1 protein-coding gene is annotated in these 940 nt (G+C 61.8%); it reads right to left on the reverse strand.

Annotated elements, in window-relative coordinates:
- Positions 1-157: 157 nt before the first annotated feature.
- Positions 158-940, reverse strand: a 783-nt coding sequence (locus tag ILT44_RS30515) for an ABC transporter substrate-binding protein (RefSeq protein ID WP_239468652.1), incomplete at its 5' end; no start/stop codon positions are given.

Here is a 940-nt window from a genome sequence, read left to right on the forward strand (position 1 = left end):
GCCGGGTGCAACCGCCAGACACAGCCCCAGAAGGGCAGCCGCCAATCCTCTTCCTCGTCTCACCATGTCAGGTCTCCCTCAATATGTGTCGATCACCTCTGGGTCTGCTCTGTTTCACCCGTCATTGCCGTGGAGGGCGGGCACCTCCCTGCATGCCTCAGTCCTTCCACGTCATCCGGTTCAGGAAGAGGCTCTCACTCGGCGAGGGCTGCCACCCCAGCTCCTTCGCCGCTCCGTAGATCGCCGCGCTCTGATAGAGCGGAACGAGCGGAACGTCCTGCGCGACGATCTCATGGACACCGCGGTAAGCCACGAGCCGTACCTTGTCGTCGAGAGACTGCCGCGCCTGTTCCAGGAGCTCATCGGCTTTGGGATTGCGGTAGACGGACCAGGAACTGCTCTTATGCAGCAGCGGGAAGAGCACGCCGTCGGCATCCTGGCACGAGCAGGACCATCGCCCAAAGCTCAAGGAAGGGGTCGCATCAATGCCGCCCTGGGCGCGCTTCAGATAGCTCGCCATGTCGGACATATTGATTTTGACGTTGAGACCGGCCTCGCTCAGCATTTGCTGGATCGCCTGAACGATGCGCTGATCGAATACCGGTGAGGTGGCGAGCTCGATCTCGGCTTTGCCCCCCTCGCCTGCCTCTTTCACCAGGGCCTGTGCCTTCTTGAGATCATAGGACGGCGCCGCGATGTCGCTGACCCAACCGACATGGGCTGGGGTTAACATCTGTGGCACCGGCTTGTCATAGCCGCCGAGGATCCCCTCCACCAGTCCGTCCTTGTCGATGGCATAGGCAATCGCCTGGCGGACCTTGGCGTTGTCGAAGGGCGGCTTTGCTGGGTTGAGACGTAGATACGCCACGCGTTCGGTGAGGACGGAGAGCACCTTAGCCTTGGGCGAGTTTTTGAGCTGCGCGGCAAGGTCGGAGTCGAG

The sequence above is a fragment of the Microvirga arvi genome, assembly GCF_016892765.1.
Taxonomy (GTDB): Bacteria; Pseudomonadota; Alphaproteobacteria; order Rhizobiales; family Beijerinckiaceae; genus Microvirga; species Microvirga arvi.